21 protein-coding genes and 1 tRNA gene are annotated in these 20,942 nt (G+C 63.0%); all 22 read right to left on the bottom strand.

Annotated elements, in window-relative coordinates:
- Window positions 1-4: 4 nt before the first annotated feature.
- Window positions 5-1,201 carry an acyl-CoA dehydrogenase family protein gene (locus tag LDO54_RS35045; protein ID WP_224017056.1) on the bottom strand — a complete coding sequence of 399 codons (1,197 nt, stop codon included), beginning with the start codon at window positions 1,199-1,201 and terminating at the stop codon, window positions 5-7.
- 66 nt (window positions 1,202-1,267) lie between these two features.
- Window positions 1,268-1,720: a DUF1178 family protein gene (locus tag LDO54_RS35040; protein WP_224017053.1), complete on the bottom strand. Its 453-nt coding sequence runs from the start codon at window positions 1,718-1,720 to the stop codon at window positions 1,268-1,270.
- Between the two features lie 263 nt (window positions 1,721-1,983).
- On the bottom strand, window positions 1,984-2,577 hold the full coding sequence (locus tag LDO54_RS35035) for an NUDIX domain-containing protein (protein WP_224017050.1): 594 nt from the start codon (window positions 2,575-2,577) through the stop codon (window positions 1,984-1,986).
- Window positions 2,578-2,670: 93 nt separating this feature from the next.
- Window positions 2,671-2,973 carry a DUF2818 family protein gene (locus LDO54_RS35030; protein WP_224017048.1) on the bottom strand — a complete coding sequence of 101 codons (303 nt, stop codon included), beginning with the start codon at window positions 2,971-2,973 and terminating at the stop codon, window positions 2,671-2,673.
- Entirely contained in the window at window positions 2,973-4,445 is a 1,473-nt protein-coding gene (gene nuoN, locus LDO54_RS35025) for an NADH-quinone oxidoreductase subunit NuoN (protein ID WP_224017046.1), read from the bottom strand. Before nuoN ends, LDO54_RS35030 begins: the two co-directional genes overlap by 1 nt.
- A 24-nt stretch (window positions 4,446-4,469) precedes the next feature.
- Window positions 4,470-5,969, bottom strand: a complete 1,500-nt coding sequence (locus tag LDO54_RS35020; RefSeq protein ID WP_224017044.1) for an NADH-quinone oxidoreductase subunit M — start codon at window positions 5,967-5,969, stop codon at window positions 4,470-4,472.
- A gap of 13 nt (window positions 5,970-5,982) precedes the next feature.
- Window positions 5,983-8,028 carry an NADH-quinone oxidoreductase subunit L gene (gene nuoL / locus LDO54_RS35015; protein ID WP_224017042.1) on the bottom strand — a complete coding sequence of 682 codons (2,046 nt, stop codon included), beginning with the start codon at window positions 8,026-8,028 and terminating at the stop codon, window positions 5,983-5,985.
- 11 nt (window positions 8,029-8,039) lie between these two features.
- Window positions 8,040-8,345: an NADH-quinone oxidoreductase subunit NuoK gene (nuoK, locus tag LDO54_RS35010; RefSeq protein ID WP_006052894.1), complete on the bottom strand. Its 306-nt coding sequence runs from the start codon at window positions 8,343-8,345 to the stop codon at window positions 8,040-8,042.
- Window positions 8,346-8,362: 17 nt separating this feature from the next.
- Window positions 8,363-9,070: an NADH-quinone oxidoreductase subunit J gene (locus LDO54_RS35005; protein ID WP_224017041.1), complete on the bottom strand. Its 708-nt coding sequence runs from the start codon at window positions 9,068-9,070 to the stop codon at window positions 8,363-8,365.
- 171 nt (window positions 9,071-9,241) lie between these two features.
- The gene (nuoI, locus tag LDO54_RS35000; protein ID WP_224017039.1) at window positions 9,242-9,730 is read right to left on the bottom strand and encodes an NADH-quinone oxidoreductase subunit NuoI; all 489 of its coding nucleotides are present in this window, start codon (window positions 9,728-9,730) and stop codon (window positions 9,242-9,244) included.
- A 14-nt stretch (window positions 9,731-9,744) separates the two neighbouring features.
- On the bottom strand, window positions 9,745-10,809 hold the full coding sequence (gene nuoH, locus LDO54_RS34995) for an NADH-quinone oxidoreductase subunit NuoH (RefSeq protein WP_224017037.1): 1,065 nt from the start codon (window positions 10,807-10,809) through the stop codon (window positions 9,745-9,747).
- A complete protein-coding gene (gene nuoG / locus LDO54_RS34990; protein ID WP_224017035.1) occupies window positions 10,810-13,143 on the bottom strand; it encodes an NADH-quinone oxidoreductase subunit NuoG in 2,334 nt (777 codons plus the stop codon).
- Window positions 13,144-13,252: 109 nt separating this feature from the next.
- Window positions 13,253-14,581: an NADH-quinone oxidoreductase subunit NuoF gene (gene nuoF, locus LDO54_RS34985; RefSeq protein WP_065064579.1), complete on the bottom strand. Its 1,329-nt coding sequence runs from the start codon at window positions 14,579-14,581 to the stop codon at window positions 13,253-13,255.
- The gene (nuoE, locus tag LDO54_RS34980; protein WP_065064576.1) at window positions 14,578-15,063 is read right to left on the bottom strand and encodes an NADH-quinone oxidoreductase subunit NuoE; all 486 of its coding nucleotides are present in this window, start codon (window positions 15,061-15,063) and stop codon (window positions 14,578-14,580) included. Before nuoE ends, nuoF begins: the two co-directional genes overlap by 4 nt.
- A gap of 148 nt (window positions 15,064-15,211) precedes the next feature.
- A complete protein-coding gene (locus tag LDO54_RS34975; protein WP_224017032.1) occupies window positions 15,212-16,465 on the bottom strand; it encodes an NADH-quinone oxidoreductase subunit D in 1,254 nt (417 codons plus the stop codon).
- A 9-nt stretch (window positions 16,466-16,474) separates the two neighbouring features.
- A complete protein-coding gene (locus LDO54_RS34970) occupies window positions 16,475-17,080 on the bottom strand; it encodes an NADH-quinone oxidoreductase subunit C (RefSeq protein ID WP_224017031.1) in 606 nt (201 codons plus the stop codon).
- Window positions 17,081-17,102: 22 nt separating this feature from the next.
- Complete coding sequence (locus tag LDO54_RS34965; protein WP_027819582.1) at window positions 17,103-17,582, bottom strand: NuoB/complex I 20 kDa subunit family protein; 480 nt, start codon at window positions 17,580-17,582, stop codon at window positions 17,103-17,105.
- A gap of 72 nt (window positions 17,583-17,654) precedes the next feature.
- On the bottom strand, window positions 17,655-18,014 hold the full coding sequence (locus LDO54_RS34960) for an NADH-quinone oxidoreductase subunit A (RefSeq protein ID WP_065064571.1): 360 nt from the start codon (window positions 18,012-18,014) through the stop codon (window positions 17,655-17,657).
- A 162-nt stretch (window positions 18,015-18,176) separates the two neighbouring features.
- Window positions 18,177-18,261, bottom strand: a tRNA-Leu gene (locus tag LDO54_RS34955).
- Between the two features lie 111 nt (window positions 18,262-18,372).
- Complete coding sequence (gene secG / locus LDO54_RS34950; RefSeq protein WP_074984820.1) at window positions 18,373-18,765, bottom strand: preprotein translocase subunit SecG; 393 nt, start codon at window positions 18,763-18,765, stop codon at window positions 18,373-18,375.
- Window positions 18,766-18,872: 107 nt separating this feature from the next.
- Window positions 18,873-19,655 (bottom strand): triose-phosphate isomerase, encoded by a 783-nt coding sequence (gene tpiA, locus LDO54_RS34945; protein ID WP_224017029.1) that lies wholly within the window; start codon window positions 19,653-19,655, stop codon window positions 18,873-18,875.
- A 188-nt stretch (window positions 19,656-19,843) separates the two neighbouring features.
- Complete coding sequence (locus LDO54_RS34940; RefSeq protein WP_224017026.1) at window positions 19,844-20,851, bottom strand: NAD(P)H-quinone oxidoreductase; 1,008 nt, start codon at window positions 20,849-20,851, stop codon at window positions 19,844-19,846.
- Between the last annotated feature and the right edge of the window lie 91 nt (window positions 20,852-20,942).

Raw genomic sequence — 20,942 nt, 5'->3', positions numbered from 1 at the left:
CTCCTCAAATCCCCAGAATCATCTGCGAGATGATGTTCTTCTGGATTTCGTTCGACCCGCCGTAAATCGACGTCTTGCGATAGTTGAAGTAGTACGCCGCGAGCGGCGCTGCGTCGTCGTCGCCGCCTGCCGCGTGCGCGTGCTCGCCTTCGAGGAAGGCCGGATCGAACGGCGCCGCGAGCGGCCCGACCGCATCGACCATCAGCTCGGTGAGCGCCTGCTGGATTTCGGTGCCCTTGATCTTCAGCATCGACGCCTCGGGGCCGGGGCCGCGTCCGTTACTCGAACTCGCGATCACGCGCTCGGCGGTCACTTCGAGCGCCATCAGCTCGATTTCGACGGCAGCCACGCGCGCGGCGAACACCGGATCGAGCAGCAGCGGCTTGCCGTTCTTCTTCTGGTTCAGCGCGACGGTCTTGAGGAAGGCGAGTTCGCGGTTCGACGCGCCCACGCGCGCGATGCCCGTGCGCTCATGGCCGAGCAGATATTTCGCGTAGGTCCAGCCGCGATTCTCTTCGCCGACGAGGTTCTCGACCGGCACCTTCACGTCCTCGAAGAACACTTCGTTGACCTCATGGTCTTCGTCGAGCGTGATAATCGGGCGCACGGTGATGCCCGGCGTCTTCATGTCGATCAGCAGGAACGAGATGCCTTCCTGCTTCTTCGCGGCGGGGTCGGTGCGCACGAGGCAGAACATCATGTCGGCGTGCTGGCCGAGCGTGGTCCAGGTTTTCTGGCCGTTCACAACGTAGTGATCACCATCGCGGACGGCGCGCGTACGCAGCGAGGCGAGATCGGAACCCGAACCGGGCTCGGAATAGCCCTGACACCACCAGTCCTCGCCCGAACGGATGCGCGGCAGATAGCGGCGCTTCTGCTCCTCGTTGCCGTATTTCATGATGACGGGCGCGACCATCGACACGCCGAACGGCAGCACCGGCGGCGCGCCGATGCGCCCGCATTCCGCGTCCCAGATATGGCGTTGCGCTTCGGTCCAGCCGGGACCGCCGAATTCGACCGGCCACGCAGGCACGGACCAGCCTTTCTGGCCGAGCAGCTTGTGCCAGTTGGCGATGTCGTCGCGCGAGAGGCGCTTGTGATTCAGGACTTTGTCGCGCATGGCCTGAGGCAGATTGGCCTCGAGCCAGGTGCGGACTTCGGCGCGGAATGCGTCGTCGGTGGGGGAGTAATCGAGATCCATGCGGGTAGTCTCCTGGCCGCGGCTGGTTGGGGACGATCCCCCCAGCCTCGGCGAAGACCCGCGTGGTTATTGCAGCGGACCCTTCAGCGCGGCCGGCACCGGCAGCGGCATCACATCGATGCCTTCTTCGACGAGAGCTTGCGCATCCTCCACGGAAGCAACTCCGCGAATGTTGCGCGACGGCGCTTCGTTGTAGTGAATGCGCCGCGCCTCCTCGGCGAAACGGTCGCCTACGTTCTCCGTTTTCTCGAGGACCTCGCGCATCACACGCATCACGTGCGCCTGCCACTGCGCCGCCTGCTCAGCGTGTTTGCCCTGAGCATGAGACGGTGCGTCAGGCGTCGCGCGCGCGCCCGACAGATTCAGCCGGGGCGCGGACGGCAGGCGCGTGACTTCGTTCGCGCCGCACATCGGACATTCGACCAGCTTGCGCGCGCGCTGCGATTCGAAATCGTCAGCGGAAGCGAACCAGCCTTCAAACCGATGGCCGTCTGGGCACTGTAAATCGAGGACCTTCATGGGGAGTCGAGGCTTGCGTTGAAGTGTAGCGCAAATCGCAAATTTGTGAACGACCGTTCGTAAATTTTTGGGGTGGGGTATTCACTGCCCTACCCGCACCGGTGGCGGCGTTGATGCGCGGGGAATGCCGATGATGAATTGTAGCGCCGCCCAATTTTGCGCGCCAAAGCAGTTCGATCGAATCCGCCGCGCCAGAATGCACACGGCGGCCTCGCGGGCCGCCGTGTTGCTGTCCAGCTTGCTAGAACCGCGTCGCGCCGCGATCAGCCCTGCTCCGCCTTGCCGAGCGGCCATTCGCCCGAAAGCGCCTTCTCGAGCCAGAACGTGCCGATCACCGTCTTCACGTCGGTGATCTTGCCGTTGCGCACCCATTCGAGCAGCTCGGGCAGCGTGGCCGTGAAGGTTTCGAGGAATTCGCCTTCGTCGAGCTTCGACTCGCCCGCCGTGAGGCCGCGCGCCAGATAGATGTCGATGAACTCGGTCGAGTACGAAATGACCGGATGAATCTTCGTCAGATAAATGTACTCGCGCGCCGTGTAGCCCGTCTCTTCCTTCAGTTCGCGGATCGCGCAGGCGAGCGCGCCTTCCTGCGGATCGAGCTTGCCCGCTGGAAACTCGGTCATCACGCGCGAGAGCGGATAGCGATATTGGCGCTCCATCAACACGCGGCCGTCGTCGAACAACGGAATCACCATGACCGCGCCGGGATGCTGCACGTATTCGCGCGTGGCGTGCTTGCCGTCGGGCAGCGCAACCGTATCGCATTTGAGCGTGAGAAATTTGCCCGCGTGGAGCGTCGTGCTTTCGACGCACGTCTCGGCGAGCGCCGGGTCGTGTTTCTGATCTTCAGCAGCCATGTTGAAACCTCGGAAAGACGCGTGATCGGGAAGGCGCGGGAAAGCCGCGAAGAAACTGACAACGCGCGCCTCGTGCGGGACGAGACGCGCGCTTCACGCCTGACGGCGTTTGACGAGATATTGCCAGGTGAAGCCGGGGAACGCGAACACGACAAAAAGACTGAACGTGATGGCGTAGAACTGCCAGCCCTGGTCGAAGCGGTTACCGGCGCGCGCTTCCAGCAGGAAGCCGAACGCACCGACCACGAAATACAGCACGATCAGTTCGGCAATGCGGATCCACGCGCTTTTCTTCTGCGCACGCACCGGCACCAGGCCGAACAACCGTTGATTGAGGAACGGGAGGTTGGCGCCCGCGAGCGCCAACAAGACGATAAACCAGCCAGCAGACGACATTACAGCGGCAGCGTATGCGAAACGGCTTGCAGGCAGACCGACATCAGCGGACCCGGAATGATGCCGAGCGCCAGCACGGCCACGCCGTTGAGCGTGAGCAGCGCGCGGTTGCAGCTATGGCTTTCGATCGGCGCGGTGTCCGTCGGTGCATCGAAGTACATCAGCTTGACGATGCGCAGGTAGTAGAACGCACCGAACAGCGACGTGACGACGGCGAGGATCGCGAGCCACGTGAGGCCGGCGTTCATCGTCGCTTCGAGCACGGCGAGCTTCGCATAGAAGCCGACCGTCGGCGGAATGCCCGCGAGCGAGAACATCATGACCATCATGACCGCCGCGAACATCGGGCTGCGGTGATTCAGGCCCTTGAAGTCGTCAAGCGTTTCCGCTTCGAAGTCGCGGCGCGACAGCAGCATGACGATACCGAACGCGCCGAGCGTCGTGATCAGGTAGACGATGCTGTAGAACATGGCCGAGCTGTACGCACTGGCCGCGCCCGTCGCCTTGTTGTCGACGATGCCGGCGAGCAGGCCGAGCAGCACGAAGCCCATGTTCGAGATGGCCGAGTACGCGAGCATGCGCTTGACGTTGCGCTGGACGATACCCGTGATGTTGCCGACGATCATCGAGAGCGCGGCCAGGATGATCAGCATTTGCTGCCAGTCGACGGCCAGCGGCAGCAGACCCATGACCAGGAAACGCACGGCCCAGGCGAACGCCGCGACCTTCGGGCCACCGCCGGTGAGCAGCGACATGGCCGTGGGCGCGCCCTGGTAGACGTCGGGCACCCACATGTGGAACGGCACCGCGCCCATCTTGAACGCCACGCCCGCCACGATGAACACCACGCCGAACAGCAGCACGATGTCGTTGATGTGACCCGAGGCCACCGCCTTGAACACTTCGCCGAGTTCGAGCGAACCGGTCGCGCCGTACAGCATCGAGATGCCGTAGAGCAGGAAGCCCGATGCGAGCGCGCCCAGCACGTAGTACTTCATGGCCGCTTCGTTCGACTGCGTCGCGTCACGGCGCAGCGCGATGACCGCGTAGAGCGACAGCGACATCAGTTCGAGGCCGAGGTACAGCGTCAAGAAGTTGTTGCCCGAGATCATCACAAGCTGGCCGAGCAGCGAGAACATGCCAAGCAGGAAGAACTCGCCCCGGAACATGTCGCGGTCTTCGAGATACTTGCGCGAGTACACGATCGACACGGCGTAGCCGAGCGTGACGACCGACTTCATGGCGCTGGCGAACGCATCCACCACGTACATGCGCGTGAAGTAGTAGTACACGTGCGGGTCGAACGCGTTCACCGCAAACCAGATACCGGCGATGACCGTGGTCAGCAGCGCGATGAAATAGGTCGTGCGCCGGCCCGAAGGACCGGAGAACGTGTCGTTGAGCCACGCCACGACGAGGCCGGTCATCACCAGCGCGTCGGGTAGCAGAGCGTTCATAGGGGCGTTTGGCATGATCTTTTGTTCCTCCGCTCGGTATTACTGTGACAGCGGCAGTTTCGACACTGCGACGTGGGAGAGGAGGTTTTCCACGGAAACGTGCATCACATCGGTAAAGGGCTTCGGGTAGATGCCCATGAAAAGCGTGAACAGCGCGAGCACCGCAAGAATGAAGTATTCGCGACCGTTGATGTCCTTCAGCTCGCGAACATGATCGTTCGAGATGGCGCCGAAGAACACCCGCTTGTACATCCACAACGTATAGGCCGCGCCCAGGATCAGCGTGAACGCCGCCCCGAATGCGATCCAGAAGTTGAACTTCACAGCCGCCAGAATCACCATGAATTCGCCGACGAATCCAGAGGTGCCCGGCAGGCCGCAGTTGGCCATCGCGAACAGCATGGCCAGCGCCGCGAACTTCGGCATCGTGTTGACGACACCGCCGTAATCGGCGATCTGACGCGTGTGCATGCGGTCGTACAGCACCCCGATGCACAGGAACATGGCGCCCGAGACGAAGCCGTGCGAGATCATCTGGATGATCCCGCCTTCAATCGCAAGCTGGCTCGACGGGCCGAACATAAAGAAGCCGAGCGTGACGAAACCCATGTGGGCGATCGACGAATACGCGACCAGCTTCTTCATGTCCGCCTGCACCATCGCCACGAGACCGATGTAGATCACAGCGATCAGCGAGAGCGTGATGATGACCGGCGCCAGGTAATGACTCGCGTCCGGCGTGACCGGCAGCGAGAAACGCAGGAAACCGTACGCGCCGAGCTTCAGCATGATGGCGGCCAGCACCACCGAGCCGCCCGTGGGCGCTTCGACGTGCGCGTCCGGCAACCACGTGTGCACCGGCCACATCGGCACCTTCACGGCGAACGCGAAGAAGAACGCGATGAACAGCAGTATCTGCGGCGTCATGGCGAGCTTGGCGTCCTGCCAGGTGGCGAGGTCGAACGTGTGCGTCACACGGTACATGTACAGCAACGCGACCAGCATCAGCAGCGAACCGGCCAGCGTGTACAGAAAAAACTTGAACGCCGCATACACGCGATTCGGACCGCCCCAGATACCGATGATGATGTACATCGGAATCAGCGTGGCTTCGAAGAACACGTAGAACAGCAGACCGTCTGCGGCGCAGAAAACGCCGATCATCAGCCCCGACAGGACAAGGAAGGCGGCGAAATACTGCGCGACGTCTTCCTTGATCACCTGCCAGCCCGCGATCACGACGATCACGGTAATGAGCGCCGTGAGCACCACGAACCACATGGCGATGCCGTCGACGCCCAGGTGATAGGCGATGTTGAACCGCTCGATCCAGACCGACTTCTCCTCGAACTGCAGCGCAGCCGTGGTGGTGTCGAAGCCCGAAACGAGCGGGAGCGTAACGAGGAAACTAAGCACTGAACCGATGAGCGCGAGCCAGCGGGCTCGGCCCGGGTTCCGGTCGGAACCCACTACTAGAACGACGACGCCGAATAATATCGGCATCCAGATCGCAATACTGAGAATCGGAGTTGCGTGCATGCGTTTCCTCGCCTTATTTGCCGCTGAGCGTTACAAACAGGGTAAGGAGGCCAAGCATGCCAATGATCATGGCAAATGCGTAGTGATAGATATAGCCGGATTGCAGGAAACGAATGACAGTTGCAAACCAGCCGATAAACTTGGCGCTCCCGTTTACGACGCCGTCGATCACGACGACATCGCCCTCCTTCCACAGACCGCGACCGATTGCGACCGCTCCGCGAGCGAAGACGATTTCGTTGATCTTGTCGAGGTAATACGCGTTAGCCAGCAGCTTGTAGACCGGTGCGAACGTACGCTGCACGACGGCCGGCAGATCCGGGCGCTTCATGTAGAAGAACCACGCCACCACCACACCCGCCAGCGCGAGCCAAACCGGCAGACCCGAGAACGCATGCGCGCCCATCGCGGCCCAGCCCTGGAATTCCGAAGCCATTTCCGTGAGCGCTTCGTGGTTCTGACCGATGAAAATCACCTTGTCGAACGCCACGCCGTTCTGGAAGAACGAACCGAACAGCAGCGGCTGGATCGCGTAGGCGCCGGCGATCACCGAAGGAATCGCGAGCAGCACCAGCGGCACCCAGATCACCCACGGCGACTCGTGCGGCACGTGGACGTGATGTTCGTCGTGACCATGATCGCCGTGACCGTGGGCAGCCTCGATCGCCATCGGCGATTCGGGATGCTTCGGACCGCGGAAGCGCTCCTCACCGTGGAACACGAGGAAGTACATACGGAACGAGTACAGCGCCGTCACGAACACGCTCGCCACGACCGCGAAGTACGCGAAGCCCGAACCCGGCAGGTGCGAGAGCTTCACGGCATCGATGATCGAATCCTTCGAGTAGAAGCCCGAGAAGAACGGCGTGCCGATCAGCGCGAGCGAACCGACCAGCGAAGTGATCCACGTAATGGGCATGTACTTGCGCAGGCCGCCCATGTTGCGCATGTCCTGGTCGTGGTGCATGCCGATGATGACCGAACCCGCGCCGAGGAACAGCAGCGCCTTGAAGAACGCGTGCGTCATCAGGTGGAAGATCGCGACCGGATACGCCGACACGCCGAGCGCGACCGTCATGTAGCCGAGCTGCGAGAGCGTCGAGTACGCGACCACGCGCTTGATGTCGTTCTGCACGACGCCGAGGAAGCCCATGAACAGCGCGGTAATGGCGCCGATCACGACGATGAACGACAGCGCCGCTTCCGACAGTTCGAACAGCGGCGACATGCGCGCGACCATGAAGATACCGGCCGTGACCATGGTTGCCGCGTGGATCAGTGCGGAGATCGGCGTCGGGCCTTCCATCGAGTCGGGCAGCCAGACGTGCAGCGGGAACTGCGCCGACTTGCCCATCGCGCCGATGAACAGGCAGATACACGCGACCGTAAGCAGGTTCCACGAGGTGCCCGGGAAGGTCAGCGCCGCGATTTCGTGGCCCTTCGCGAACACGTCGTTGTAGTTCAGCGAGCCGCCGTACGCGAGCAGCAGACCGATGCCCAGCAGGAAGCCGAAGTCGCCCACGCGGTTCACGAGGAACGCCTTCATGTTCGCGTAGATGGCGCTTTCACGCTTGAAGTAGAAGCCGATCAGCAGGTACGAGACGAGGCCCACCGCTTCCCAGCCGAAGAACAGCTGCAGGAAGTTGTTGCTCATCACGAGCATCAGCATCGAGAAGGTGAACAGCGCGATGTACGAGAAGAAGCGCTGGTAGCCCTCTTCCTCGGCCATGTAGCCGATCGTGTAGATGTGCACCATCAGCGACACGAAAGTCACGACGATCATCATGAGCGCCGTCAACGAGTCGATCAGAAAGCCGACCTCGAACTTCAGGCCGCCGACCGACATCCATTCATACACGGTGGCGTTGTAGCTCGCGCCGTTCAGCACGTCGAAGAACGTCATGCACGAGAGCACGAACGCGATCGCCACGCCGAGAATGGTCACCGTATGCGCGCCCGCGCGCCCGACCGTCTTGCCGAACAGGCCGGCAATGAGAGAACCGGCGAGAGGCGCTAGCGGAATCGCCAGCAATAAGGTTTCGTTGAGTGTTGTTGCCATAGCAGCCTGCCTTAGCCTTTGAGCTGATCGAGGTCCTCGACGTTGATCGTGTCGAGGCTGCGGAACAGAGTCACAAGAATAGCCAGACCAATCGCGGCTTCCGCGGCCGCAACAGTTAGCACGAAGAACACGAAAATCTGTCCGTGAACGTCACCGAGATAATGCGAGAACGCGACGAAGTTCGTGTTCACCGCCAACAGCATCAGCTCAATCGCCATCAGGATGATGATGACGTTGCGCCGATTGAGAAAGATTCCGACGATCGAGATCGCGAAGAGGATCGCGCCGAGCACGAGGTAATGGGCCAGAGTCAACATGTTTCGCTCCTTCGCGCTTAGCTCTTCGTTGCCGGTGCGGCCGGGGCAGCGGGTGCAGCCGGTGCCGCGCCTGCTGCCGGAGCAGCCGCTTCCGCGGGCGCCGGTTCCGGCTCCGGCACTTCCACGACAGCCTGCATCTTCACGAGACGCACGCGGTCCTCGCGGCGCACGGCCACCTGCTTCGAGACGTTCTGGCGCTTGCTGTCCTTCGGCTCGCGCACGGTCAGCGCGATGGCCGCGACAATCGCCACCAGCAGCACGAGGCCGGCGACTTCGAACGCGAAGATGTAGTCGGTGTAGATGATCTTGCCGATCAGGTGCGTGTTCGACACCGACGCGGCAGCGGCCGCCGAAGTGTCGGGCACCGGTGCGCTGGTCGCGCCGTAGCCGTGCCACAGGATCAGCGCGGTTTCGACCACGATGATCGCGCCCACGATGGTCGCCACCGGGATGAAGCGCTTGAAGTCGCGGCTCAGCACGTCGACGTTGATGTCCAGCATCATCACGACGAACAGGAACAGCACCATCACCGCGCCCACGTAGACGAGCACCAGCAGGATGGCGAGGAATTCGGCCTCGAGCAGCATCCAGATCGCCGCTGCGTTGAAGAACGCGAGCACGAGAAAGAGCGCCGACGAGACAGGATTGCGCGAGGTGATCACCTTCAGCCCTGATAGCGTGAGCAGCAGCGCGAAGATGTAAAACAGGACGGTCGTGAATTCCATGATTACTGGTTCATCGTTGAGGCCATCGTGAGGCGGATTGCGCGGCGCGGACTGGCGGCCAGACCAGAGTGCGCCGCGGCGGCGGTCAGACTGCGGCGCGCGGCGTTTTGCGGCACGCGCGTTCCCCGCAGCCGGCCCGAACCGCGGGCCGATGCAGCGTCAAGCTTAAGATCAACGGTACGGTGCATCTGCTGCCTTGTTCGCCGCGATCTGCGCTTCGTAGCGGTCGCCGACGGCCAGCAGCATGTCTTTCGTGAAGTACAGATCGCCGCGCTTCTCGCCGTGATACTCGAGAATGTGCGTTTCGACGATCGAGTCGACCGGGCAGCTCTCTTCGCAGAAACCGCAGAAGATGCATTTGGTCAGGTCGATGTCGTAACGCGTCGTGCGGCGCGTGTTGTCCTCGCGCACTTCCGATTCGATCGTGATCGCCATCGCGGGGCACACGGCCTCGCACAGCTTGCACGCGATGCAGCGCTCTTCGCCATTTTCATAGCGGCGCAGCGCGTGCAGACCACGGAAACGCGGCGACATCGGAGTCTTCTCTTCCGGGAACTGCACGGTGATCTTGCGCTTGAACGTATAACGGCCCGTCAGCGCCAGACCTTTGAGCAGCTCGGTCAGGAAGAACGTCTTGAAGAAGTTTTGGATCGCGTTCATGTTTCGTTCGCCCCTTATTTCCAGATGCTCAGCGGCGACATATACCAGAAGCCGACCACGATCAGCCACACCACGCAGACCGGAATAAACACCTTCCAGCCCAGACGCATGATCTGGTCATAGCGGTAGCGCGGGAACGTTGCGCGCGCCCAGATGAACACCGACAGCAGGCAGAAGACCTTCAGCACGAGCCAGAACACGCCCGGGATGAAGTCGAGGAACGCGAACGGCGCGCTCCAGCCGCCCAGGAACAGCACCGACGCCAGCGCCGAGATCACGATCATGTTGATGTACTCGGCGAGGAAGAACAGCGCGAAGCCCATCCCCGAGTAGTCGACCATGTGACCCGCGACGATTTCCGACTCCCCTTCCACCACGTCGAACGGGTGGCGGTTCGTTTCGGCGATGCCCGAGATGAAGTAGACGACGAACATCGGCAGCAGCGGCAGCCAGTTCCACGAGAGGAACGTGATGCCCCAGTTCGCGAACATGCCGCGCATCTGGCCCTGGACGATGTCCGAGAGGTTCAGGCTGCCCGACACCATCAGCACCACGACGAGCGCGAAGCCCATCGCGATTTCGTACGAAACCATCTGCGCCGCGGCGCGCATCGCGCCGAGGAACGCGTACTTCGAGTTCGAGGCCCAGCCCGCGAGAATCACGCCGTAGACGCCGATCGACGAGATCGCCATCACGTAGAGCAGACCGGCGTTGATGTTGCCGAGCACCGCGCCCGCCTGGAACGGAATCACCGCCCAGACCGCGAAGGCCGGCACCACGACCATGACCGGTGCGACCATGTAGACCCAGCGGCTCGCCTGCGCGGGCTGAATGACTTCCTTGAGCAGCAGCTTCAGCACGTCGGCGATCGGCTGCAGCAGGCCGCCGGGACCGACGCGGTTCGGGCCGAGACGCACGTGCATCCAGCCGATCAGCTTGCGCTCCCAGAGGATCAGGTACGCCACGCACAGCAGGATCACCACCGCGACGACGAGAATGCGCACCAGCGCCCAGACCGTGGGCCAGGCCACGCCGAGCAGCTGGCTGCCGCCTGCATTGATCGTATCGAACAAGCTCATTTACGCCTTCTCCACCAGCAGTTCACCGAACAGGCTGCCGAGCTGCGCGCCGGCCGGCGTGGCCGCCGACACGCGCACCGCCGTCGGCGCAAGATTCGCATCGCGCGTTGCCGGCGCGGTCACCGACAGGTCGCCCTGGCGCACGCGCACGGCGTCGCCTTCCTTCAGGCCGAGCTGATCGAACAGCGCTGCCGGCAGGCCGACCGTGTTCGCCACGCGGGCCGCCATCGTGAGTTGCAGGGCTTCGCCACGGCGCACGATCGGATCGGCGCTGTAGATGGGCACGTCGGCGACGCGCTCGAAGCGGCCTTCCGCGGCCTTCGCCACGCTGCCGCGCGCAACCTGCGCCACGGCCTTGTTCGACAGACGTGCGTCGAAACTGCCGTCGCCGAGAGCCTTGCGGCGCACTTCGTCGGCGGTTTCGTATTCGAAGCCGGGCAGCTTCATGAGCGTGCCCAGCACGCGCAGGACCTTCCAGGCCGGACGCGTGTCGCCGAGCGGGCGCACCACGCCGTTGAAGGTTTGCACCGTGCCTTCGGCGTTCACGAACGTACCCGAGGTTTCCGTGAACGGCGCGATCGGCAGCAGCACGTCCGCGTAATCGAGACCGGTCTTGTACGGCGAGAACACGGCGACCATCTCGGCCTGCGCGAGCGCGGCGCGCGCGGCGGCCGGGTTGACCGTATCGAATTCCGGTTCGACGTTGAACAGCAGATAGCCCTTGCGCGGCTGCTCGAACGCTTCGCGTGCGTTCAGGCCGTCGCGGCCCGGCAGTGCGCCCACGAGGTGCGCGCCGACCGTGTTGGCCGCTTCCGTGAGGAAGCCGAGCGTCGCGCCCGTGTGTTCGGCGATGAACTGCGCGGCCGCATGCAGCAGCGCGAAATCGGGATGCTGCACAACCGCGTTGCCGATCAGCACGAAGCGGCGCTCGCCCGTCGAGAGCGAGGCGGCGACCTGTTTGGCCGCGTCGTTCGACTGCGTGCCCGCGAAGGCTTCCGGCAGTGCCACGCCCTTCGCTTCCGACACGGCGGCCGCGATCGTGGCGAGTTCGTCGAGCCATGCCGACGGCGCGGCGACGATGCGCTGCGCGTTCGGGATCAGCGAGCCGTCTGCCGTGGCGTTGAGCAGCGTGATCTGCGCGCCGCCCTTGGCGGCCTGGCGCAGACGCGCGGCGAACAGCGCGTGGTCGCGGCGCAGGAACGAGCCGATCACGAGCGCCGAGTCGGCGAGCGAGAGTTCGGCGATCTTCGTACCGAGCCACGGCGCGCCCGAAAGCGGCGCCGAGAAGTCGCTCTGACGCAGACGGAAGTCGACGTTCGGCGTGCCGATCGCGTCGGCCAGCTGCTTGACCAGATAGAGTTCTTCAGCGGTGCTGTGCGGGCTCGCGAGCATGGCGAGATGGTTTTCGCCGTGTTCGTCGCTGATGCCCTTGATGCCCTTCACCACGTATTCGAGCGCGGTCTGCCAGTCGGTTTCCACCCACTCGCCACCCTGCTTGATCATCGGGTGCGTGAGGCGGTCTTCGCTGTTCAGGCCTTCGTAGGCGAAGCGGTCCTTATCGGAAATCCAGCATTCGTTGATGGCTTCGTTCTCGAACGGCAGCACGCGCATCACGCGGTTGTTCTTGACCTGCACGACGAGGTTCGCGCCCGTGCCGTCGTGCGGGCTCACCGACTTGCGGCGCGACAGTTCCCAGGTACGCGCCGAGAAGCGGAACGGCTTGCTCGTGAGCGCGCCCACCGGGCACAGGTCGATCATGTTGCCCGACAGTTCCGAGTCGACGGTCTTGCCGAGGAAGGTGCTGATTTCCGAATGCTGGCCGCGGCCGAGCATGCCGAGTTCCATCACGCCGGCGATCTCGTCGCCGAAGCGCACGCAGCGCGTGCAGTGGATGCAGCGCGACATCTCTTCCATCGAGATGAGCGGGCCCACGTTCTTGTGGAACACCACGCGCTTTTCTTCGCTGTAGCGCGACGCCGACTTGCCGTAGCCCACCGCCAGATCCTGCAGCTGGCATTCGCCGCCCTGATCGCAGATCGGGCAGTCCAGCGGGTGGTTGATCAGCAGGAATTCCATCACGGCTTGCTGACCCTGCACGGCCTTGTCGGACGTCGTGCGCACGATCATGCCTTGCGACACCGGCGTCGCGCACGCGGGCACGGCCTTCGGCATCTTCTCGACATCGACGAGACACATCCGGCAGTTGGCCGCGATCGACAGCTTCTTGTGATAGCAGAAGTGCGGGATGTACGTGTCCACCCGCTGCGCGGCCTGGATCACCATGCTGCCCTCGGGCACCTGCACCTTCTTGCCGTCTATTTCAAGTTCAACCATGATGGTTAATCGTCCCTAACCTGTTACCGCTCAATTTCACAGCGGTCTACCCCGTTGCGTCGAGCCACGCGGCCCGCGCACAACGCGCTAACGCTTACGTCTCTTGCCCTCAGGCAGCCACCGATTCCGAGGCCGCGTGCGAGCCGGCATGTCCGCCGACGAGACAGCGCTTGTTGTGCACGTGATATTCGAATTCGTCCCAGTAATGCTTGAGCATGCCGCGCACCGGCATGGCCGCTGCGTCGCCCAGCGCGCAGATCGTGCGGCCCATGATGTTGCCCGCGACCGAGTTCAGCAGATCCAGGTCTTCCTGGCGGCCGAGGCCGTGCTCGATACGGTTCACCACGCGGTACAGCCAGCCCGTGCCTTCGCGGCACGGCGTGCACTGGCCGCACGACTCTTCGTAGTAGAAGTACGAGAGACGCAGCAGCGAGCGCACCATGCAGCGCGTTTCGTCCATGACGATGACCGCGCCCGAGCCGAGCATCGAGCCCTGCTTGGCGATCGAGTCGTAGTCCATGTCGGTCTGCATCATCAGGTCGCCCGGAATGACCGGCGCCGACGAGCCGCCCGGAATCACGGCCTTCAGCTTCTTGCCGCCGCGCACGCCGCCGGCGAGTTCCATGAGCGTCGCGAACGGCGTACCGAGCGGGATCTCATAGTTGCCCGGACGCTCGACGTCGCCCGAGATCGAGAAGATCTTGGTGCCGCCGTTGTTCGGCTTGCCCAGTTCCATGTAGGTCTGCGGACCGACGGTCAGCAGGAAGGGCACCGCCGCGAACGTTTCGGTGTTGTTGATCGTGGTGGGCTTGCCGTACACGCCGAAGCTCGCCGGGAACGGCGGCTTGAAGCGCGGCTGGCCCTTCTTGCCTTCGAGCGATTCGAGCAGCGCCGTTTCTTCGCCGCAGACATACGCGCCATAACCGTGGTGCGCGTGCAGCTGGAACGTGAAGTCGGTGCCCAGAATGTTGTCGCCGAGGTAGCCCGCCTGGCGCGCTTCTTCCAGCGCAGCCTCGAAGCGGCGATAGACCTCGAAGATCTCACCGTGGATGTAGTTGTAGCCGACGGTGATGCCCATCGCGTAGGCGCCGATCGCCATGCCTTCGATCACGGCATGCGGATTCCAGCGCAGGATGTCGCGGTCCTTGAACGTGCCCGGCTCGCCCTCGTCCGAATTGCAGACGAGGTACTTCTGCCCCGGGAACTGACGCGGCATGAAGCTCCACTTCAGGCCGGTCGGGAAACCCGCGCCGCCGCGGCCGCGCAGACCGCCGGCCTTGACGTCGGCGATCACCTGCTCGGGCGGAATCTTCTCTTCGAGAATACGGCGCAGCTGCTTGTAGCCGCCGCGCGCGACGTAATCTTCGAGATGCCAGTTCTCGCCGTTGAGGCCCGCGAGAATCAGCGGTTTGATGTGACGGTCGTGCAACGAAGTCATTTCGAAAGCTCCTCGAGCAGCTGGTCGATCTTCTCGCGGCTCATGAAGCTGCACATGCGGTGGTTGTTCACAAGCATCACCGGTGCGTCGCCGCACGCGCCCATGCACTCACCTTCTTTCAAGGTGAACTTGCCGTCGGACGTGGTTTCGCCGAAGTCGATACCGAGCTTCTGCTTCAGGTAGTCGGCGGCGCTCTCCGAGCCGCCATCGGGGCCGAGCTGGCACGGCAGATTCGTGCAGAGCGTGATCTTGTGCTTGCCGACGGGCTTCGTCTCGAACATCGTGTAGAACGTGGCGACTTCCTCGACGGCCACCGGCGGCATGCCGATGTAGTCGGCCACGAACTGCATGAGTTCGGGGGACAGCCAGCCATGCTCTTCCTGAGCAACGGCCAAAGCCGCCATCACGGCGGACTGTCGCTGATCGGCGGGGTACTTCGACAACGCGCGATCGATTTCTTTCAGGCCTTCAGCTGAGATCATTTTCTGTCACGGCTCGTTAATTCATTTCACACCAGACACAACCCTGCCGCGCGTGTAGCGCACTGCTCGCTGCGGCAGACGTGGTGTTCCCGGTATTCTCGCGCGGCGCGCCTCCTCTTGCTTCGGGGGCGCACCGGCTGTTGCTGCCTTAGCGGTCGATTTCGCCGAACACGATATCCTGCGTGCCGATGATCGTGACCGCGTCGGCAATCATGTGACCGCGCGCCATTTCGTCCAGCGCGGCCAGGTGGGCGTAACCCGGGGCGCGGATCTTCAGACGATACGGCTTGTTCGCGCCATCCGACACCAGGTAGATGCCGAATTCACCCTTCGGATGTTCCACTGCTGCGTAGGCCTCGCCTTCGGGCACATGGAAGCCTTCGGTGAAGAGCTTGAAGTGGTGAATCAGCTCTTCCATGTTCGACTTCATGTTCACGCGCGACGGCGGCGCAACCTTGTGATTGTCGACCATCACGGGACCCGGATTCTTGCGCAGCCACTCAATGCACTGTTTCGCGATACGGGTCGATTGACGCATCTCTTCCACGCGGACGAGATAACGGTCGTAGCAATCGCCGTTCACGCCGACCGGAATGTCGAAATCGAGCTGGTCGTAGACTTCGTACGGCTGCTTCTTGCGCAGATCCCACTCGATGCCCGAACCACGCAGCATCGCGCCCGACAGGCCAAGCTGCATCGCGCGCTCGGGGCTCACCACGCCGATGCCCACGAGACGCTGCTTCCAGATGCGGTTGTCGGTGAGCAGCGTTTCGTACTCGTCGACGCAAGCCGGGAAGCGCGTGAAGAAGTCGTCGATGAAATCGAGCAGCGAGCCCTGGCGCGCCTCGTTCATCTTGGCGAGCGCCTTCTCGTTGTGGATTTTCGACGCCTTGTATTGCGGCATCGCGTCCGGCAGATCGCGATAGACGCCGCCCGGACGGTAGTAAGCCGCGTGCATGCGCGCGCCCGACACCGCCTCGTAGACGTCCATCAGATCTTCGCGTTCGCGGAACGCGTAGAGGAACACCGCCATCGCGCCCACGTCGAGACCGTGCGAGCCGATCCACATCAGGTGGTTCAGCACGCGCGTGATTTCGTCGAACAGGACGCGGATGTATTTCGCGCGGATCGGCACTTCGATGCCGAGCAGCTTTTCGATCGCCATCACGTAGCCGTGCTCGTTGACCATCATCGACACATAGTCGAGACGGTCCATGTACGGCACCGACTGCAGGAAGGTCTTGCTTTCGGCGAGCTTTTCGGTCGCGCGGTGCAGCAGGCCGATGTGCGGATCGGCGCGCTGGATCACTTCGCCGTCGAGCTCGAGCACGAGGCGCAGCACACCGTGCGCTGCCGGGTGCTGCGGGCCGAAGTTGAGCGTGTAGTTCTTGATCTCTGACATGCGACCCTCTTAGTGTTTCCTCAGACCGCCGTACCGATCCTCGCGGATCACGCGCGGCGTGATTTCGCGCGGCTCGATGGTGACCGGCTGGTAGACCACGCGCTTCTGCTCCGGGTCGTAACGCATTTCGACGTAGCCGGAGACGGGGAAGTCCTTGCGGAACGGATGGCCGATGAAGCCGTAGTCGGTCAGGATGCGGCGCAGGTCGGGGTGGCCTTCGAAGACGATGCCGAACAGGTCGAACGCTTCGCGTTCGTACCAGTTGGCCGAACTCCAGATGTCGACGAGCGAAGGCACGATAGGCACGTCGTCGTCCGGCGCGTAGACGCGCAGGCGCAGACGCCAGTTGTTCGTGAGGGAGAGCAGATGCGACACGGCCGCGAAGCGCGGGCCTTCCCACGCGCCGTCACCGTACGTTTGATAGTCGACGCCGCACAGGTCCATCAACTGCTCGAAGCGGAGCGACGCATTGTCGCGGAGTTCCTGCGCTACGTTCAGGTAATCTACCGCCTTTATGACCAAGGTCAACTCACCGAGCTTTTCAGTGAGAGTGACGATGCGCGCACCAAGGGCCGCTTCGAGGTTCGCTTTCAGGGTCTCGAGTTTGCTTGCCATATTGTGGGGAGGCGCTTGGCCTTTATTGACGGGCGATGGTGCTGGTGCGGCGAATCTTCGCCTGCAACTGGATCACCCCATAGACCAGAGCTTCCGCGGTAGGCGGGCAGCCTGGCACATAGACGTCGACCGGCACGATGCGGTCACAACCGCGCACGACCGAATACGAATAATGATAGTAGCCGCCGCCATTGGCACACGACCCCATCGAGATCACCCAGCGCGGTTCGGCCATCTGGTCGTAGACCTTGCGCAGCGCGGGCGCCATCTTGTTGCAGAGCGTGCCGGCCACGATCATGACGTCGGACTGGCGCGGGCTCGGACGGAACACCACGCCGAAGCGGTCGAGGTCGTAGCGGGCCGCGCCCGCGTGCATCATTTCGACCGCGCAACACGCCAGCCCGAACGTCATCGGCCACAGGGAGCCGGTGCGCGTCCAGTTGATCAGTTTGTCAGCCGTGGTGGTGACAAACCCTTCCTTCAAGACCCCTTCGATACTCATGTGCTTTCCACTCCAGCGGACGGCCTGCAGTTGTCCCCACAGTGCCGCCCATGCTAACCGGCGATTAACCCGTCATTCCCAGTCGAGACCACCTTTCTTCCAGATGTAGGCAAAGCCCAGCAGGAATTCGAGCAGAAACACCATCATCGACAGAAAGCCCGGCCAGCCGATATCGCGCAGGGCTACGCCCCACGGAAACAGGAATGCCGTTTCGAGATCGAAGATGATGAAGAGAATGGCCACGAGGTAATACCGTACATCGAACTTCATGCGCGCGTCTTCGAACGCTTCGAAGCCGCACTCGTACGGAGAATTCTTTTCGCTGTCGGGCCGGTTGGGACCGAGGATCTTGCCGATTGATACCAGCGCTACGCCCAGACCAAGACCTACAAGAAGGAACAACAGGACGGGGTAATAGGTAGCGAGGTTCAAGGCTATCCTCTATCGGTTGGTTCTGAGGTTCCGCAGGAACACACGATGTCGCTCTGCGGGAATCACTTTACGACTTCGCGCTGCGAACGAAACAAACACGACGTATAAAGCAAAAATGCCAGCCGAAGCTGAAGCAAGCGGCTGGCATTTTGTAGATACATTTGGTGCCGACGGCGAGACTCGAACTCGCACAGCTTTCGCCACTACCCCCTCAAGATAGCGTGTCTACCAATTTCACCACGTCGGCACTGCATGCAATCCGGGACAACAATTTATTGAAACCCGCGAATCGCTTCAAGACTTAAATTCTAACTTGTTCCTGACGTTTGTTCAATGCACAAAAACAAGTTTTTTGAATTTATTTCGGTACGTCGTTACCGCTGCTCGATGCTGCCGAAGCCGCTGCCGGAGCGCTTGCGACAGGCGCTGCGGTAAGGCTTGCAGCGACCGGAGCCGAGGCCACGACCGGGGCAGGAGCCGAAGCACCCAACACACCCGCCGAAGGCTTCGCATGATACGACCCCAAGTAGGTTAGCGCAAGCGTCGACAGGAAAAAAACTGTTGCGAGAACTGCAGTAGTCCGCGACAGGAAGTTGGCCGAACCGCTCGCGCCGAACAGGCTGCCCGACGCGCCGCTGCCGAAGGCCGCGCCCATGTCGGCGCCCTTGCCGTGCTGCAGCAGAACGAGGCCGATCACCCCGAGCGCCGACAGAAGCTGAACGACGATAATCAACGTTTTCAAATACAGCATCACACTCACCTGAGTCCTTGTTGAGCGCCTGCCTCCCCTGAGACAGCCGCATATGCTGCCCGCGCCCGGCGCCCGCTAGAGCGCCGCACACCGGCCTGGCTTTACCTTCAGCCCGCGAGGCTCGCGCCCGCCGCAGCGGCCGCGCAGATCGCGAGAAAATCCTGCGCCTTCAGCGCCGCGCCGCCGATCAGGCCGCCGTCGATGTCGGCCTGACGGAACAGCTCCGCCGCGTTGTCCGGCTTCACGCTGCCGCCGTAGAGCAGCGGCACGTCGGCCACTTGCGCGCCCTTCGCCGCCAGCTTCGCGCGCAGGAACGCGTGCACCTGCTGCGCCTGCTCCGAGCTTGCGCTCTTGCCCGTGCCAATGGCCCAGACCGGCTCGTACGCGACGACGATGCGCGCCGCCTCTTCCACCGACAACACCGCCAGCACCGCGTCGAGCTGCGCGCCGACGACCTGCTCGGTCGCGCCGCTTTCGCGCTGTTCCAGCGTTTCGCCCACGCAGACGATCGGCGTGATGCCGGCCGCCAGCGCACGCTGCGTCTTGACCGCGACGAGCTCCGAGCTTTCGCCGTGATACGCGCGGCGCTCCGAGTGACCAACGATCGCGAAACCCGCCTCGAAGTCGGCGATCATGCCGGCCGCGACTTCGCCCGTGTAAGCGCCCTGTTCGTGCGCCGACACGTCCTGCGCGCCCCACACGACCCGGCTGCCGCCGAGCAACGCCTGAGCCTGCGCGAGATAAGGGAACGGCACGCACACGCCGACGCGCGCGCCGGCGGGCAGCGTCTGCGCGCCTTGCGCGACGCGTTCGAGCAGTGCCACATTGGCCGCCAGGCGGCCATGCATCTTCCAGTTACCGACTACGAGCTTCGATCGTTGATTCGTCATTGTTTCGGTTGCTGTTAAAAGCGGACGCAAAACACAACATTTTACTGCGCGTAATCCTGACGGGTCAAACCGCGCGGCGCCCGATCCACGAAAAAACGCGCCGAGAAAGCGCCAAAAAAGCCCCGAAAAATCAAGCACGAACCCGTTTCGGCGCCTCGATGCCGCGCATTCGCGGAGTGTTCGGCCGATTACGACCAGTCGAGCACAATCTTGCCGATGTGCTCGCTGCTCTCCATGAGCGCGTGCGCCTCAGCGGCCTGCGCGGCCGGGAACACCTTGAACACGACCGGTTTGATGCGGCCCTCTTCGATCAGCGGCCACACATTCGTCTTCAGTTCCTGCGCGATCTGCGCCTTGAACTCGACCGAACGGGCACGCAGCGTCGAGCCCGTGATCGTCAGGCGGCGGCGCAGGATTTCGCCCATGTTGAGCTCCGACTTCGAGCCGCCGAGCGTCGCGATCAGCACGATGCGCCCGCCGGTCGCGAGCGCCGACAGTTCGCGCGGCACGTAGCCGCCCGCGACCATGTCAAGTATCACGTCCACGCCGCGGTCGTGCGTGAGCGACTTCACAACCTCGACGAAATCCTCGGTGCGATAGTTGATCGCCCGCTCCGCGCCGAGCGCCTCGCAGGCACGGCACTTGTCGTCCGAGCCCGCGGTCGCGAACACGCGGAAACCGAGCGCATGCGCGATCTGGATCGCCGTCACGCCGATGCCGCTCGAACCGCCCTGCACCATCAGCGTTTCGTTCTCGCCGCCCTCGCCCTTGCCGAGCTGCGCGCGCTGGAACACGTTGCTCCACACCGTGAAGAACGTCTCGGGCAGCGACGCCGCCTCGACGTCGGTCAGACCCTGCGGCACCGGCAGACACTGGCCGAGCGGTGCGACCGCGTATTCGGCGTAACCGCCGCCCGCGATCAGCGCGCACACGCGGTCGCCGACCTTCAGGCCGAACGGATTGTGCTTTTCGTCGATGTTGCCGCCGACGATCTCACCCGCAACTTCGAGTCCCGGCAGATCGGAAATGCCCGGCGGCGGTGCGTACGACCCCTTGCGCTGGAACACGTCAGGGCGATTCACGCCCGACGCGCTCACCTTGATCAGCACCTCACCGGCCTTCGGCTCGGGGGTCGGGCGTTCGGTCAGCTTGAGCACGTCCGGCGCACCGAATTCGGTTATCTCAACGGCCTTCATCTCGCGTCTCCCAAGGGCTTCGCGCCCCGGCTTGAATGGTGTCGCGCCCGCGCTGCGGACGCACGGCAATCCCTTCCGACATTCTCATAAA

It is taken from the genome of Paraburkholderia tropica (assembly GCF_914484835.1).
Lineage (GTDB): Bacteria > Pseudomonadota > Gammaproteobacteria > Burkholderiales > Burkholderiaceae > Paraburkholderia > Paraburkholderia tropica_A.
The sequence above is the reverse complement of the archived record's forward strand: the minus strand, read 5'-3'. Positions and strand labels throughout refer to the sequence as shown.

Bases quoted from the DNA above. Each gene is read 5' to 3' on its own strand.
- LDO54_RS34965 (WP_027819582.1), bottom strand. From the start codon at position 17,582: ATGAGTATCGAAGGGGTCTTGAAGGAAGGGTTTGTCACCACCACGGCT.
- nuoE (WP_065064576.1), bottom strand. From the start codon at position 15,063: ATGATCTCAGCTGAAGGCCTGAAAGAAATCGATCGCGCGTTGTCGAAG.
- LDO54_RS34970 (WP_224017031.1), bottom strand. From the start codon at position 17,080: ATGGCAAGCAAACTCGAGACCCTGAAAGCGAACCTCGAAGCGGCCCTT.
- LDO54_RS34975 (WP_224017032.1), bottom strand. From the start codon at position 16,465: ATGTCAGAGATCAAGAACTACACGCTCAACTTCGGCCCGCAGCACCCG.
- LDO54_RS34940 (WP_224017026.1), bottom strand. From the start codon at position 20,851: ATGAAGGCCGTTGAGATAACCGAATTCGGTGCGCCGGACGTGCTCAAG.
- LDO54_RS35005 (WP_224017041.1), bottom strand. From the start codon at position 9,070: ATGGAATTCACGACCGTCCTGTTTTACATCTTCGCGCTGCTGCTCACG.
- tpiA (WP_224017029.1), bottom strand. From the start codon at position 19,655: ATGACGAATCAACGATCGAAGCTCGTAGTCGGTAACTGGAAGATGCAT.
- LDO54_RS35040 (WP_224017053.1), bottom strand. From the start codon at position 1,720: ATGAAGGTCCTCGATTTACAGTGCCCAGACGGCCATCGGTTTGAAGGC.
- nuoN (WP_224017046.1), bottom strand. From the start codon at position 4,445: ATGCCAAACGCCCCTATGAACGCTCTGCTACCCGACGCGCTGGTGATG.
- secG (WP_074984820.1), bottom strand. From the start codon at position 18,765: ATGCTGTATTTGAAAACGTTGATTATCGTCGTTCAGCTTCTGTCGGCG.
- LDO54_RS35020 (WP_224017044.1), bottom strand. From the start codon at position 5,969: ATGCACGCAACTCCGATTCTCAGTATTGCGATCTGGATGCCGATATTA.
- nuoI (WP_224017039.1), bottom strand. From the start codon at position 9,730: ATGAACGCGATCCAAAACTTCTTCAAGACGTTCTTCCTGACCGAGCTG.
- nuoH (WP_224017037.1), bottom strand. From the start codon at position 10,809: ATGAGCTTGTTCGATACGATCAATGCAGGCGGCAGCCAGCTGCTCGGC.
- nuoF (WP_065064579.1), bottom strand. From the start codon at position 14,581: ATGACTTCGTTGCACGACCGTCACATCAAACCGCTGATTCTCGCGGGC.
- LDO54_RS35045 (WP_224017056.1), bottom strand. From the start codon at position 1,201: ATGGATCTCGATTACTCCCCCACCGACGACGCATTCCGCGCCGAAGTC.
- LDO54_RS35035 (WP_224017050.1), bottom strand. From the start codon at position 2,577: ATGGCTGCTGAAGATCAGAAACACGACCCGGCGCTCGCCGAGACGTGC.
- nuoG (WP_224017035.1), bottom strand. From the start codon at position 13,143: ATGGTTGAACTTGAAATAGACGGCAAGAAGGTGCAGGTGCCCGAGGGC.
- nuoK (WP_006052894.1), bottom strand. From the start codon at position 8,345: ATGTTGACTCTGGCCCATTACCTCGTGCTCGGCGCGATCCTCTTCGCG.
- nuoL (WP_224017042.1), bottom strand. From the start codon at position 8,028: ATGGCAACAACACTCAACGAAACCTTATTGCTGGCGATTCCGCTAGCG.
- LDO54_RS35030 (WP_224017048.1), bottom strand. From the start codon at position 2,973: ATGTCGTCTGCTGGCTGGTTTATCGTCTTGTTGGCGCTCGCGGGCGCC.